The organism is Longimicrobium sp., from assembly GCF_036554565.1.
Classification (GTDB): Bacteria; Gemmatimonadota; Gemmatimonadetes; order Longimicrobiales; family Longimicrobiaceae; genus Longimicrobium.
In genome coordinates this window covers 1-12,246 of record NZ_DATBNB010000778.1, presented here as the reverse complement: position 1 = coordinate 12,246, position 12,246 = coordinate 1, and the positions used below count along the sequence as shown (strand labels likewise).

General features: G+C 67.8%; 17 protein-coding genes. All 17 read right to left on the bottom strand.

The features are described from left to right. Positions 1-371 precede the first annotated feature (371 nt). The gene (locus VIB55_RS21995) at positions 372-1,004 is read right to left on the bottom strand and encodes a L,D-transpeptidase (protein WP_331878823.1); all 633 of its coding nucleotides are present in this window, start codon (positions 1,002-1,004) and stop codon (positions 372-374) included. Beyond that, positions 1,001-1,837, bottom strand: a complete 837-nt coding sequence (locus tag VIB55_RS21990) for a YihY/virulence factor BrkB family protein (protein WP_331878822.1) — start codon at positions 1,835-1,837, stop codon at positions 1,001-1,003. Before VIB55_RS21990 ends, VIB55_RS21995 begins: the two co-directional genes overlap by 4 nt. 137 nt (positions 1,838-1,974) lie before the next feature. Next, positions 1,975-2,412, bottom strand: a complete 438-nt coding sequence (locus VIB55_RS21985) for a YtxH domain-containing protein (protein WP_331878821.1) — start codon at positions 2,410-2,412, stop codon at positions 1,975-1,977. A 17-nt stretch (positions 2,413-2,429) separates the two neighbouring features. Continuing rightward, positions 2,430-2,825, bottom strand: a complete 396-nt coding sequence (locus VIB55_RS21980; protein ID WP_331878820.1) for a response regulator — start codon at positions 2,823-2,825, stop codon at positions 2,430-2,432. A 227-nt stretch (positions 2,826-3,052) separates the two neighbouring features. Next, positions 3,053-4,648 (bottom strand): helicase HerA-like domain-containing protein, encoded by a 1,596-nt coding sequence (locus VIB55_RS21975; protein WP_331878819.1) that lies wholly within the window; start codon positions 4,646-4,648, stop codon positions 3,053-3,055. Between the two features lie 76 nt (positions 4,649-4,724). Next, complete coding sequence (locus tag VIB55_RS21970) at positions 4,725-4,952, bottom strand: hypothetical protein (protein WP_331878818.1); 228 nt, start codon at positions 4,950-4,952, stop codon at positions 4,725-4,727. 76 nt (positions 4,953-5,028) lie between these two features. Further along, positions 5,029-5,364 (bottom strand): hypothetical protein, encoded by a 336-nt coding sequence (locus VIB55_RS21965; protein ID WP_331878817.1) that lies wholly within the window; start codon positions 5,362-5,364, stop codon positions 5,029-5,031. Further along, the gene (locus VIB55_RS21960; RefSeq protein ID WP_331878816.1) at positions 5,348-5,569 is read right to left on the bottom strand and encodes a DUF433 domain-containing protein; all 222 of its coding nucleotides are present in this window, start codon (positions 5,567-5,569) and stop codon (positions 5,348-5,350) included. The genes VIB55_RS21965 and VIB55_RS21960 overlap by 17 nt, the downstream gene beginning before the upstream one ends. A 201-nt stretch (positions 5,570-5,770) precedes the next feature. Further along, positions 5,771-7,135 carry a sigma-54 dependent transcriptional regulator gene (locus VIB55_RS21955; protein ID WP_331878815.1) on the bottom strand — a complete coding sequence of 455 codons (1,365 nt, stop codon included), beginning with the start codon at positions 7,133-7,135 and terminating at the stop codon, positions 5,771-5,773. A 107-nt stretch (positions 7,136-7,242) separates the two neighbouring features. Further along, positions 7,243-7,914, bottom strand: a complete 672-nt coding sequence (locus VIB55_RS21950) for a histidine kinase dimerization/phospho-acceptor domain-containing protein (protein ID WP_331878814.1) — start codon at positions 7,912-7,914, stop codon at positions 7,243-7,245. Positions 7,915-8,123: 209 nt separating this feature from the next. After that, entirely contained in the window at positions 8,124-8,780 is a 657-nt protein-coding gene (locus tag VIB55_RS21945; RefSeq protein WP_331878813.1) for a hypothetical protein, read from the bottom strand. Positions 8,781-8,886: 106 nt separating this feature from the next. Then, a complete protein-coding gene (locus VIB55_RS21940; RefSeq protein ID WP_331878812.1) occupies positions 8,887-9,306 on the bottom strand; it encodes a PIN domain-containing protein in 420 nt (139 codons plus the stop codon). Then, positions 9,296-9,529: a hypothetical protein gene (locus tag VIB55_RS21935; protein ID WP_331878811.1), complete on the bottom strand. Its 234-nt coding sequence runs from the start codon at positions 9,527-9,529 to the stop codon at positions 9,296-9,298. Before VIB55_RS21935 ends, VIB55_RS21940 begins: the two co-directional genes overlap by 11 nt. A 159-nt stretch (positions 9,530-9,688) precedes the next feature. Next, a complete protein-coding gene (thiM, locus tag VIB55_RS21930; protein WP_331878810.1) occupies positions 9,689-10,501 on the bottom strand; it encodes a hydroxyethylthiazole kinase in 813 nt (270 codons plus the stop codon). 114 nt (positions 10,502-10,615) lie between these two features. Beyond that, positions 10,616-10,840 carry a hypothetical protein gene (locus tag VIB55_RS21925; protein ID WP_331878809.1) on the bottom strand — a complete coding sequence of 75 codons (225 nt, stop codon included), beginning with the start codon at positions 10,838-10,840 and terminating at the stop codon, positions 10,616-10,618. Then, positions 10,840-11,184: a hypothetical protein gene (locus tag VIB55_RS21920; protein WP_331878808.1), complete on the bottom strand. Its 345-nt coding sequence runs from the start codon at positions 11,182-11,184 to the stop codon at positions 10,840-10,842. Before VIB55_RS21920 ends, VIB55_RS21925 begins: the two co-directional genes overlap by 1 nt. After that, entirely contained in the window at positions 11,184-12,197 is a 1,014-nt protein-coding gene (locus tag VIB55_RS21915) for an isocitrate/isopropylmalate dehydrogenase family protein (RefSeq protein ID WP_331878807.1), read from the bottom strand. The genes VIB55_RS21920 and VIB55_RS21915 overlap by 1 nt, the downstream gene beginning before the upstream one ends. Positions 12,198-12,246 lie beyond the last annotated feature (49 nt).

Below are 12,246 nucleotides of genomic sequence, written 5' to 3'. Positions count from 1 at the left end.
TGAGAGAGCGGCCACGCCGAACCTCCCTGTGCATACGACTTCGCAGCGACCGAAGGATCCGCCACACAGTCGTCGTAGCGCACCGATCCATTCCCTGGCACACAGTCGCGTTTCCGCGGATGATGCGCCACCGCTGGAATTCCGTGCAGCCTCCACACCGGTGCGCCAAGCGTGGTGTGTGGCGGATCCTTCAGTCGCTGCCGTCCACGGTGCGGCGAACGGTTCCGCGTGGCCGCTCCTTCAGGATGACAGCGCCGGATTCCGAGACGTTTCGACCAACCCCGCGTGACCGCTGCTTTGGTGTGGCAGCGACGGGCCCGCTGCGGACTCGAATGACCGAGCGGCGGCGGATTCCGTCACACGCCCACGAATCAGTAGATGAAGACGGGCGTGCCGACTTCTACCTCGTGGTACAGCTGGCGCGCCGCTTCGTTGGTCATGCGGATGCAGCCGTGCGAAACGTCCTGGCCCAGCAGCTCGGGCTTGTTGGTGCCGTGCAGCGCAATGCCCTCGCCCAGGAACAGCGCCGTGGTCCCCAGCATCCCCTCTTCCCAGCGCTCCTCGGAGCCGGGATCGGGGATGGGAACGCCGCGCTCCAGGTAGGCCCAGTCGGGAACGTACCAGCGTGGGTCCTTTTCCTTGCGCTGCACGCGGAACATGCCGCGCGGGGTGCTGAACTCCCACTTCTGCCCCGCGCCCTCCAGCCGCGTGCCCGTGCCGGTGCCCACCAGCGCCGACCAGATCACCCGCTCCTCTTCCATCAGGTACAGCCGGTGCTCGGCGAGGGATACCACGATGTACCGCCCCTCGGCGCCGACCGGCGGATCGCGATACCGGGCCGCCCCCTCGCGCTCCACCCCGTGCGCCAGGGCAAGCGGACTCCCGGGCAGGGTCTGCGCCCCGGCGTCCGCAACGCCGAAGACGAGGGCGAGCACCAGCCCCAGCGCCACGCCGAAGCCACTCCCGCACTCACGCACCAACGCACTCACGCACTTCGCAGTCATTCCAACAGCTCCCTCTGCTTGCGCCGGATGCGCATCAGATCGTACACCTGGGCCACCTCGCCGCCCAGCACGAACACGATGGCCGAGTAATATATCCAAAACACGAGCAGGATCAGAGAGGCCAGCGTTCCGTACGTCGTGCGCCAGTCGCTGACGTAGGTGACGTACCACGCGAAGATCCCCTTCAGCAGCTCCCACGACACCGACGTGAACACCGCCGCCACCAGGGCGATGCGCCAAGGCGTCTTCCGCTTGGGAAGATAGCGGTACATCAGCACGAACATCAGCAGGATGAAGCAGAACGCCAGGATCCGCGCCAGCGCCCGCTGCACCGACTGCACCTCGGGATACGACGAAAGGCCCAGCCACCGCACGCCGTACGCCTGCGCCGCCTCGACGGCGACGGTGATGCCCGTGTTGAACACGAACAGCGTTCCCGCCACCAGCACCATCTGCAGATCGAAGAACATCCCGGCGATGATCGGCCGCTCTTCGGGCAGGTCGAAGATGTGCTTGAGGACGGAGCGAAGGCTGGCCACCAGCCGCGTGGACGACCAGATGAACAGCACCAGGCCCAGGATGCCGAACCGCGTGCGCCCCGCCACCACCTCGCCCACGAGGGAGCGGGTGATCGAAACGATGCGCTGCGACGGCGGCAGGATGGAAAGAACGTACTCCACCGCGGCCTGCTGGGGATCGTTCACCGCCGCCTTCAGCACGTAGCCGAAGATGGCGATGAGCATCAGCAGAAACGGTACGGCCGCCACCAGGACGTTAAAGGCGATGCCGCCGGCCAGGAAGAAGATGTCGTCCTCGCCGGCCTTGATGTACACCCGCCGCCCGAACTCCGCCCACCCGCCGAGAACGCGCGAAAGGGCCGCACGGGCGGCCCTTCGCAGTATCGCGGCTCTACTGGGGGGAGCGGTGGGTTCGGCCATGCAGCCAAGCTAGGTCCGGCCGCGCCGCGCCGTCAACGAACTTCGCCGCCCGCCAGGTCTCCCACGTCGGGTTCGGTGGTCACCTCGGTGATCACCACCTCCTGGACGGGAGGTGAGGAAACCGCCAGCTGCAGCGCCGGGGCGCGCGGGGGTTCGGGGCGCTGGCCGCCGCGGTACGAGGCCTTGGCCTCCTGCACCCGCCGCTGCAGCTCGGCCCGCGCCTGGGCGGCCGCCGACCGCCCCTCGTCCACCGCCGTCCGCGCCTGCTCCACCCGGGTATCCACCGCTCCACGGACCGCGTCCACGCGCCCGGTGACGAAACCCCGGATCTCGCGCTGCGTCTCGCGCCCACTGCGGGGCGCCAGCAGCAGCGCCAGGCCGGCGCCCACCAGCACACCCAGCAGAAAGGAGCCGGCGCCCCCGCCGCGCTCCTCGATCACGATCCGCGGCTGCCCCACGTCCTCACGCATGTTGCTTCGGATTGATGTCAGTGAAGGGCAAGCGCGCCGCGCGCGGCGTCGTCGCCCTCGGCCTGCAGGACATCGCGGAAGCGGCGCAGGTCCAGCGGCTTCTGGAAGAAGAAGTCGGCCTCGCGGCGCAGTGTGCTCTCGGCCTCTTCGCCGCCGCACCCGGCCGTGATGATGATCACGCGCACCCCGCTGTCGCCTGCCGAGCGGATGGCGCGCACCACCTGCAGCCCGTCGATGTCGGGGAGGTAGAAGTCGCACACCACCGTATCGGGGCGAAAATCCTCGAGCCGCTCCAGGCCGCGCCTGCCGCTTTCCGCCGTGCAGACGGTGTAGCCCTCCTCGTCGAGCAGGCTCTTCAGCGCCTCGCGCGCGGCTGCCTCGTCCTCGATGACGAGTATGCGTTGTGCCGCCATCCTCTGGTACCTCCGGTGCGGCGTCCCACCGAGACGCTGGCTCCCTGCCTCTCCCCCTCAGAGGTGTTCAAAGGCAATCGCCATGCCACCGAAAGAGCCCCGAAAACGGCAGCCGCCCGGTTCAAAAAACGCGCGGCTTTGTCCAATGTTAGCGCGGGTTTGCGCTCACTTTCGCAATTTGTGGCGAAACGGATGCTCCCCCGCCCGGGGGCGGATCTGAACGCCGCTCACCGCCTGCGCCGTCCACCCAGCAGGGCACCCACCAGTCCGCGGACCAGGGTGTTCACGGCAGACTTGGCGACGGGCGATCGAAGGATCTGCTCCACCGTCCCGCGTTCCTTGCGGCCCCGACGCGGCGCGGGCTCGTCGTTGGCCGTGCGCGACGTCTTTCGCGTGGCGGTGCGCGGCGCGCGCTCGTAGTCTGGCGCCCGGCCGGAGCTCCGCGGAGCAGCCGCCGCCTCGTCTTCCGCCTCCTGCGCCTGCCCCGCACGTTCTTCCAGCATCTCGCGCGCGCTTTCGCGGTCGATCTCCTGCGCGTACTTCCGCACCTGCTCCGAGGCGCCGATGCGCACCTGCAGCTCGTCCGCGGTCAGCGGGCCCATCCGCGACGACGGCGGCACCATGCGCACGGCGAACGGCTGGCTGGGCACGCCCGACGGGGACAGCGTGGTCACCAGCGCCTCGCCGATGCCCAGCGTGGTCAGCGTTTCCTCCACGTCGTAGAACGTCGTCTTCGGGAACGTGCGCGCGGCGGACTTCAGCGCCTTTTCATCGTCCGGGGTAAAGGCGCGCAGGGCGTGCTGCACGCGGTGCCCCAGCTGGCCCAGGATTTCGGCCGGCACGTCGCGCGGGTTCTGGGTGATGAAGAACACGCCCACGCCCTTGGACCGGATCAGCCGCACCACCTGCTCCACCTGGTCCACCAGCGCCTTGCTGGCGCCGTCGAACAGCAGGTGGGCCTCGTCGAAGAAGAACACCAGCCTGGGCTTTTCGACGTCGCCCATCTCCGGCAGCGTGTGATACAGCGTGGCGAGCATCCACAGCATGAAGGTGCTGAACAGCGCGGGCGTTTCCTGCACGTCCTGCAGCTCCAGCACGCTCACGATCCCGCGCCCATCCGGCGCCGTCTTCAGCAGGTCGTCCAGGTCGAATTCCGGCTCGCCGAAGAAGCGCTCGGCGTCCTGCGCCTCCAGCTCCACCAGCTCTCGAAGCAGCACGCCCACGGTCTGCTTCGACATCCCGCCGTACTCCTTCAGCTCGTCGGCGCCCTCTTCCGACAGGTAGCGGAGCGCGGCGCGCAGGTCCGAAAGGTCCAGCAGCAGCAGCCCCTTGTCGTCGCAGTACTTGAAGACCAGGGTCAGCACGCTGGACTGCGTTTCGTTCAGCCCCAGCACCTTGGCCAGCAGCAGCGGGCCGAAGGAGGAGACGGTGGCCCGCAGCTGCGCGCCCAGCTTTCCCGAAAGGCTCAGGTACTCCACGGGCATCCCCGCGGGCTGCCAGGCGTAGCCCGTGTCGGTGGCGCGCTGCTTCACGCGGTCGCCCGCCTCGCCCGGCACGCCGATGCCGCTGAGGTCGCCCTTCACGTCGGAAAGGAAGACGGGCACGCCGGCGCTGGCCAGCTGCTCGGCGATCAGCTGCAGCGACTTGGTCTTGCCCGTGCCCGTGGCGCCGGCGATCAGCCCGTGGCGGTTCATCATCGACAGGGGCAGCGACACCAGCGGCTCCGGCGCGCAGGCGCCCTCGTGCACCACGGCGCCCAGGGTGAGGGTTCCGGTGGATGCGGGAAAGGCCGTGCGGGCTGCGTTCAGGACGTCGGAATTCATTGAGTCGTGCGCCAGGCGAGAGGTGGATCGATGCGGGAAACGGCCGGCCCCGGGAATGGGGCCGGCCGCGCTTGGATCATCGGCCGAACATGCCGCCCAGCTTGCCGGCCACGTCGCCCATGTCGGGGAGACCGCCGCCACCGGCACCGCCGCCCTCCGTCAGACGCTTGAGGTTGCCGCCAACGGGCGCCGGAAGCCGGCTGTCCAGGAACTCGATGGCGGTCTGCGCCGCCTGCATTGCCTTGTCCTGCGGCAGTCCCGTCCGTGTCGCGATCTGCTGCACCAGCTCGTCCATCATCGCCATCGATTCACCCTCATTCAACGTGGCCCGCGCACCTGCTGATCGAGTGAGGATGCTCTAGCAAGACTCGGGCGAACGCTCACGCTGTCCCACCTTCACTCGCGTACACGACTGTGCCGGGCTTCGACGCCCGAAGTGCGGCTTCGATCTGAGGCACGAGTGGCGACACGTCTTCCAGGCGATTGCTCTTCGCCCGGACTACGACGATGCCGATCTTGAGGCTTGGTATGTTCTGCTGGTGTGGGATGCCACGGTCCATCGTGACGAACGCGTCGTATTCGCGTTCCGCGGCACGTAAAAGCGCCCCGTTTTCGAGGCTGCCCCAGCCGACATCCAGAACCGCCCTGACCTCGAATTCCGCACCGAACCGCTCCTTCAAGCGGCGGTCGATCTGCTCATCAAGCAGCACGCGCATGGCTCAACGCTGCGTCGAGCGCCAGCTCAAGGAAGGCTTCGGCCTGCTCACGTTGAACACCGGGGAAGCCTTCAAGGAAATCCTCTAGTGTGTCGCCCGCCTTAAGGTGATCGATCAAGCTCTCCACCGGTACGCGAGTGCCTGTGAACACAGGCGTTCCGCTCAGGACTTTAGGATTGATGGTGATCACGTTTGCGGCAGTCATGTGCTCTCCCCTTCAGTGTAGCGTGACGTTTGGGTCCAGTTCGGTAGACTGACCCATCTCGTCGGATTTCACTCATGAGCAGCAAGTTACGCTCCGATCCCGCGCGGTCCAAGCCATATCTCCCGCCACGTACGCCACAGAAAAACCGCGCACCGACTGGGTCGGTGCGCGGCCTTTCGCGTGCGTGCAGCGACGCGCCGGTCAGGCCGGGACGGTCTCGCCGGCGACCAGTTGGTTCAGCCGGTTCCGAAGCTCGTCTTCCTCGATCCCCAGCATCGAGGCGGCCCGGTTGTGGTCGCCCTCGACGAAGGAGAAGGTCTTGAGCACCAGCGTGCGCTCCGCCTGCTGAATGGAAGTGCCGACGGGAACGCGCACCTCGCGGTCCTCGGACCCGATCAGCTCGTGCGCCCGCAGGTCGCCCAGGGTGATCTCTTCCGTGCGGGCAAAGATCACCGCGCGCTCCACCGCGTTCTTCAGCTCGCGGACGTTGCCCGGCCAGCGGTACGCGTTGATGAACTCCAGCGCTTCGGGCGAGAAGCTCTTCAGCTGCTTCTTGCCGTTCTCCTCCGAGAAGCGCCGCAGGAAGCTTTCCGCCAGCAGCCGCACGTCGCCGCGGCGCTCGCGCAGCGGCGGCAGGAACAGCGGGATGACGGCCAGGCGGTGGTACAGGTCCTCGCGCAGCTTGCCGTCGTCGATGGCCTTGCCGATCTGCTTGTTGGTGGCGGAAACCACGCGGATGTCAACGTGGATCTCCTTCTTGCCGCCCAGGCGCCGGAACGACCGCTGCTCAAGCGCGCGCAGGAACTTCACCTGGATGTCGGGCTCCATCTCGGCCACCTCGTCCAGGAACAGCGTGCCGCCGTCCGCGAGTTCGAAGCAGCCCTGCTTTTCGTTGATGGCCCCCGTGAACGCGCCCTTCTCGTGGCCGAACAGCTCGTTCTCCAGGATTTCCCGGGGGAACGCGGCGCAGTTGATGGCGATGAACGGCCCCTTGGCCCGGTTGCTCTTTTCATGGATGGCGCGCGCCACCAGCTCCTTGCCGGTGCCGCTCTCGCCCACGATGAGCATGCTGGCCGTGGTGGGCGCCGCCGCCTCGATGGTCGAGTAGATGGACCTCATCTCCTCGGACTGGCCGATCAGGTCCACGAAACGAGTGAGGTTGGCCAGGCGCTCCTCGAGCTGCTTGTTGGCCTGCTTCACCTGGAACTTCTCGAGCGCCTTGGGGATCAGCTCCTTGAGGCGGTCGATCTTCAGCGGCTTTTCCAGATAGTCGTAGGCACCCTCGCGCATGGCCTCCTTGGCCGTGTCGACGGAGCCCTCGCCGGTGATGATGATCATCTCCGACGGGATGCCGGCCTTGCGCATGCGCCCGAACAGCTCCAGCCCGTCCACCTGCGGCATGCGCAGGTCCGCCAGCACTACGCCGTAGGCGTTTTCCTGAACCAGCTTCCAGGCCGCGTTGCCGTCCGTGGCGGTGTCGACTTCGTAGCCCTCGTCGGCAAGGAGCATCTGCAGCCCCTCGGCGATGTGGCGCTCGTCGTCGGCAACCAGGATCTTTTCAGGCATACCCGTGGGTCGTCGGGATGGAACCGCAACTTGTATGGAACGTTTCAAGATACCGACCGGTGGCGTGTGTGGTCAACCGCTTGGGATGGAACGAGGTAGCCCGTGTTTCAGGCCCGGCCCGACGGCAGGACGAACGTGCGCGTGCCGTCCTGCGCCCAGACCTGCCCGCCGACGCTTTCGGCCAGCAGCGACGCCACTCCCGTGCGTTCGCCCTGCGTGGCGCCCGGCGCCGTGGACGACCGGATGGTCAGCGTCGAACGCCCGTCTTCGCCACGCACGGTGACGTGAAGGGTTTCGCCGCTGGGCAGCGCCTCGAGCGCGTCGAGCACCAGGTTCAGGATGATCTGCCGGGCGGGCTGCCTTCCCACGCGCACGCGGGCCATGGCTCCTTCCGTATTGTACTCCACCCGCGCCTCCCTGTGCCGCGCCTCCAGCTGCACCAGCTCCATCACCTCTTCCACCAGCTCGGTGAGGGTGGTTTCTTCGCTGCCGCGGTCGGGGCGGGAAAGGCGCAGCAGAAGCTCCACGCGGCGGCTCACCCGGTCCAGCTCTTCGCCCAGCACGTTGGTGTAGCGCAGCACCTCGTCGCCGCCGGAGATGCGGCCAAGCTTCCGCTTCAGCACTTCCAGGTTGATGACCATGGAGTGCAGCGGGTTCTTGATTTCATGGGCCAGCGCGTCGGCGAGGCGCTCCAGGAGTTCGAGCTTGTTGGCCCGAACGGCGAGAGGGTCGCCCACGGCGATGGCTCCGGAGGTGTCGGTGCGAATGGTTTCGCTCACGTGAATGGCTGCCGTCGATTTGACGCTCCGGGCTGGCCAGAACACGGCCGGAAAGCCGCCGCCGTCCAGGAACGGCGGGCGCGCGAAAGCTTGGAACGCAGGCCCGGAGGGGCGCGCGGGCGGTGGACAGAGCACGATTCGTTCCCACGCCCGCCGCCCCGGAACGCGAAGAAGGCGCCGAACCCGGCGCCTTCTTCGTGTCGCTCCGATCAGAACCAGCGGGTGGTCTCGCGGGTCCACCGATCGTCCTCACCGTAGCGCGGACCGGGCCGCGCCAGGTACGAGCCGCCCACCGGGCCGTGGTCCGGACGATAACCTTCGAGCCGGCCCTCGTTCTGGAACTCGCGCCGGGCGCCGTGATCCTCATTCCGGCCGCGGTTGGTCACGTTGAAGTCGCCCCCGTAGCCGCCCCGCGCGCCGAAGTCCCGCCCGTAGGCGCCGCCCCGCGCACCGAAGTCGCGCCCGTACCCGCCCCGTCCGCCGAAGCCCGTGCCGCTGCGCGGACCATCATACGCCGCGTGGTCGCCACCGGCGTTGAAGTCACCGCCGTATCCGGCTCGACCGCGGAAAAAGTAGGTCCCGTCGCGCCCACCCCCGCCCTGCTGCCCGCGCGGGCGCCTGAACCCGTGCTCCTGGTCTGGCCGTCCACCGTTGTCGTCCAGGTACCGCGGCCCGCCGCCGATCGCGTAGCCGCCGCTTCCGCCCTGGTAGCCTTCGCGGTAGCCGCCCACCCAGGGCCGCTCGCCGTTCCACGGGCTGCCGGCCTGGCGATATCCCCGGTCGTAGCCCCGGCCGCCTCCAGGGATTTGGAACTCCCAGCCGTCATGCCGACCGTCCCCGTGTCCGTAGCCCTCGTCGTAGCGCATACGATCTCTCTCCTGCATGGAAGGCCGCTTTCGTAGCGGACGAAATCGCTCGCAACGCGCGTTCCAACTCGAGCGCGCATCGAGAGATCGAACGCGCAGACTCTGCTCACGGCATGAAGAAGCGGTCGAACCCCTTCAGCCGCAACCCGGTACGGAGCCGCTTGTCGCCGGTCCAGAGCACCCCGTCCAGATCGAGCGTTAGTGCGACGTGAGGAGCGTCCGCGGGATCGACTCCGTCGCACAACGTTCGTGCTCGATCCCAATGTACCGCCGCGATTCGTGCTTCCTTGTGGATGCTCAGGAGGGAGATGATCTCATGATACAGGCGGGCGAGCGAGTCTTCGTCGAGTTCACTCGCCCGCGCGATCTTCTCCTTCAACCGAAACAACTCGCTAAGAACGCTCTCACAGATATGAAAGCTGTGCTCCGATTCGAAGAGGATCTCCAGGAATCGCCCCTCGCGACGCAGCAAGGCCGAGAAGATCACATTCGTGTCCGTGACGACCGGCGCCTCGTCAACGTCCATGGCCGGAGAGTCGATCGCGGTTTTTCTTCCAAACGGCCTGGTCGATCTCGTCTGCGAGTTCGGCTGCCCCTTCGGCGGTTAGCCGACTACGGTCGCGGATCGATGCCAGTTCCAGATACGAGATGATTCGCGAGGCCCGCTCCTCGTTCACGGCGTTCCGGCGGAGCCGGACGATGATCTCATTCTCGTTTCTGTCGACCTGGTATGCAGGCTCGGTTGCCATATGGTTCTCCTCGGTGCGGGCGAGCGGGACGATCCGTTCCGTGCTCCAGCATGGGGAGCGCACAACGTCGTTGCAGGTCAAATACATACGGCCCGAGCGACGTCCGCAAGCCCCCTCCAGAATCGGCCACCGACCGCACAGACCAGCCGCCTCAAAGCCTCACCGCACGGGCTCGATCCGGATCTCCTTGTCGGTCTGCGTGTCGAGGATGTAGAGCGCGTCCATCAGCCGGACGCGCAGGGTGCCCGGGCCGATGGAGCCGGACGCCGCCATCTCACCCGCCAGCCCGAAGAAGGCGAGCGCGTACGCCGCAGCGTGCAGCGGGTCCGGCTCCACGGCCAGAAAGGCGCCCGTCACGCCGGCCAGCGCGCACCCCAGCGCGGTGACGCGGGTCATCATCTCGTGGCCGTGGTGGATGGCCAGCGTGCGCGTGCCGTCCGTCACGTGGTCCACTTGCCCGGTGACGGCGATCACGCAGCCCAGGGAGCGCGCCAGCTCCGCAGCCGCCTCGCGCGCCTCTTCCGGGGTGCGCGTGCTGTCGACGCCCTTGGCCCCGCCCACCTCACCCGCCAGCGTAAGGATTTCCGACGCGTTGCCCCGGATCACCGCCGGCTTGCGGCGGGCGAGGTCGCCCGCGACGCCGGTGCGGTACGGCGTTGCCCCGGCACCGACGGGATCCAGCACCCACGGCGTGCCGAGCGCCACGGCACGATCCACCGCCATCTCCATCGCCTCTACCCAAGGCGGCGACAGCGTGCCGATGTTGATCACCAGCGCCCGCGAGATGCCGGCGAAGTCCGCCGCTTCCTCGCGCGCGTGCACCATCGCGGGCGAGGCGCCAATGGCCAGGAGCGCGTTGGCGGTAACGTCCATCGCCACGTAGTTGGTGATGCAGTGCACCAGCGGGCCGGCCTCGCGCAGCCGGGCCAGCGCGCCCCACGGGTCCAGGGAGTCGGATGCGGTCTGGATCATGAGAGTGCGTGAGTGCGTGAGTGCGAAAGTGCGAAAGTCGGGTGAAACGCAGAAGCCCCGCGGACCGCGCGGGGCTTCATATGCGGTGCAGTGACCGTCGTTGCCGTCGTGACCTTACTCGATCGTGCGCGAGCCGTCGGCCTCGCTCTCGGGGGTGCCGGAGCGCGCCTTGCGGCGGTCCATCAGCGTCCACCAGAGCAGCACGAAGCCCAGCACCGTCCACAGTGCGCCCCACGCGGTGATCCCGCCCGGCAGCGTGCCCAGCCCGTAGCCCAGGAACAAACCGCCCGCCACGGCGCCCACCACGTTCACCCAGGGAGAAAGCAGCAGATCTCGCATCAGCGTTTCCGCATTCCGCGGCCGCGGACGACCAGCAGGTCGAACGCCACTCGCCGCCCCACCTTGTACGCCACGAACGCCAACGCCGCGCCCAGCGCCAGGAAAAAGATCATCGCGGGCGATTCGATCAGCCCGAAGAAGATGATCATCCACAGGTACAGCGCCGCCATCACCGCGGCCGGCACCAGCGCCCACTTCCCCGACTGCCGGATCAGGCCCTGGCGGCACGTTTCGCACCGGCCCGCGTCGTCGGCCTTCTCGCCCTCCTTCGGCAGCCCGCACTGGGTGCAGATGAAGGGCGGAAACTCCTCATCCAGTCCGGGCGGGAGGGTCGCGGTTTCCATCAGAGGCGCTTGATGATGGCGTCGGCCAGCGAGTCGGTGGTGCCGGTGCCGCCCAGGTCGGGCGTAAGGCTGTCGCCCTCCACCACCGTCGCCACCAGCGCCTTGCGGATGCGGGCGGCCTCGTCGCGCATGTCCAGGTGGTCCAGCATCATCGCCGCGGCCAGCAGCAGGGCCAGCGGATTGGCGATGCCCTTTCCCGCGATGTCGGGCGCCGAGCCGTGCACCGCCTCGAAGATCGCCGCGTCCTTGCCGATGTTGGCGCCCGGCGCCATCCCCAGCCCGCCGACGAGGCCCGCGATGAGGTCCGACAGGATGTCGCCGAACATGTTCTCGCAAACGATCACGTCGAACTTGTCGGGGTCCATCACCAGCATCATGGCCGCCGCGTCGATGATGCGGTCCTCGAACTGCACGCGGCCCTCGTACTCCTTGGCCATCTCGCGGCCCACGTCCAGGAAGAGGCCCTGCGTGTACTTGAGGATGTTGGCCTTGTGGGCCAGCGTCACCTTCTTGCGCCCGTTCTTCAGCGCGTACTCGAAGGCATACCGAAGGATGCGCTCCACGCCGAAGCGGGTGACCAGCATCACGCTCTCCGCGGCCGCGCGGGGGTCGCCGCCGATGCCCACGTAGTGCTCGACGCCGCTGTACAGCCCCTCGGTGTTTTCGCGGATCAGGACGATGTCCACCCCCTCGTACCGCCCGCCGCGCACGATGGTGTACGCGGGGCGGACGTTGGAGTACAGGTCGAACTCCTTGCGCAGCGCCACGTTGATGGAGCGGAAGCCCACACCCACGGGCGTGGTCAGCGGCCCCTTGAGCGCCACCCGGTTCGTGCGGATGGAGTCCAGCGTTTCCTGGGGAATGGGCGTGGTGTGCTTTTCGATGGCGCTCACGCCGGCATCGCGGCGGTCCCACTGGATGTCGGCGCCGGTCGCCTCGATGACGCGCACCACGGCTTCGGTAATGTCCGGCCCGATCCCGTCGCCGGGGATCAGCGTAACGATCTGCGGCATCTGCTGCTCGGTATGGCGGGCCCGCGGCCCGCGTGCGGTTCTCTACACT